This is a genomic window from Streptomyces wedmorensis (genome assembly GCF_000716445.1).
In the GTDB taxonomy this organism is placed as follows: domain Bacteria; phylum Actinomycetota; class Actinomycetes; order Streptomycetales; family Streptomycetaceae; genus Streptomyces; species Streptomyces wedmorensis.
This window is the reverse complement of record NZ_JNWK01000148.1, coordinates 1-1,276: the sequence shown is the minus strand read 5'-3', so window position 1 is coordinate 1,276 and position 1,276 is coordinate 1. Positions and strand designations below refer to the sequence as shown.

Sequence of the window (1,276 nt, the reverse complement as noted above, 5' to 3'; positions counted from 1 at the left end):
TGAGTAGGGAATCGACAGCGAGGTCGTCCGTGGCAGGCATCAGCACCCCACCGCACGGAGGCGCCACATGGCCACGATATGGGCCGGCATCGACGCAGGTAAATCCCACCACCACTGCGTCGCGATCGACGAGAGCGGCTGCCGGCTGCTGTCGCGGCGCGTCGCCAATGACGAACCTGAACTGCTCGAACTCCTCACCGACATCCGGGCCCTGGGCGACGAGGTGACCTGGGGCATCGACCTGGCCGACGGCGGGGCCGCCCTGGTCATCGCGCTCCTCGTCGGCCACGATCAACCGGTGCACTACATTTCCGGCCGGGCCATCCACCGGGCGTCGGAGAGCTACCGCGGCGAAGGAAAAACCGACGCCAAGGACGCCGCCGTCATCGCCGACCAGATCCGCATCCGCCGCGACCTGCAGCCCTTACGAACCGGCGATGAAACGGTCACCGATCTCAAGATCCTCACCGGTCGGCGCATGGATCTGGTCGCCGACCGCACCCGCACCGTCAACCGGCTCCGTGCCCAGCTCGCCGGTATCTTCCCTGGTCTGGAGCGGGTCCTGGACCTGACCAACACCGGGCCGCTCGTGCTGCTGACCGGCTACCAGACCCCGGCCGCTCTGCGCCGGACGGGCAGGAAGCGGCTCGAGACCTGGCTCCGCAACCGCAGAGTCCTGCGTGCTGACCGGCTCGCCGAGACCGCTTGCGAGGCTGCCGACCGCCAGCACACCAGCCTGCCCGGGGAGAAGCTGACGGCCCAGATGGTGCACACCCTCGCGGCGGAGGTGATCACCCTCAACCGGCAGGTCGGCGAGATCGACAAGGCGATCGAGGCCCGGTTTCGCGAGCACCGCGACTTCGAGGTGATCACCAGCATGCCGGGCCTGGGCGTGATCCTCGGCGCCGAGTTCCTGGCCGCCACCGGCGGCGACATGACCGCCTTCGGCACCGCAGACCGACTCGCCGGCTTCGGTGGCGTCGCCCCCGTTCCCCGCGACTCCGGCAAGATCAGCGGCAATCTTCGCCGGCCACGACGCTACAACCGCAGACTCCAACGCGTCTTCTACATCTCCGCGTTGTTCAGCATCCGCCACTGCGACGAGTCCCGCCGGTTTTACGAACGCAAGCGAGGCGAAGGCAAGCGCCACATCCAAGCAGTCCTCGCCCTGGCCCGCCGCCGCGTCAACGTCCTCTGGGCCCTCCTCCGCGACGGACGGAGATACGAACTCACGCCACCCACCGCACGCGCGGCTTGACAGACCGCATTAGGAATC

The 1,276-nt window shown here is 68.3% G+C and carries 1 protein-coding gene; it reads left to right on the top strand.

The window, feature by feature from the left end:
• Positions 1 to 67: 67 nt before the first annotated feature.
• Positions 68 to 1,258 (top strand): IS110 family RNA-guided transposase, encoded by a 1,191-nt coding sequence (locus OO54_RS40835; RefSeq protein WP_033212779.1) that lies wholly within the window; start codon positions 68 to 70, stop codon positions 1,256 to 1,258.
• The last annotated feature ends 18 nt before the right edge of the window (positions 1,259 to 1,276 follow it).

Excerpts from the sequence above, each read along its gene's own strand:
- OO54_RS40835 (WP_033212779.1), top strand. The coding sequence starts at position 68 with ATGGCCACGATATGGGCCGGCATCGACGCAGGTAAATCCCACCACCAC.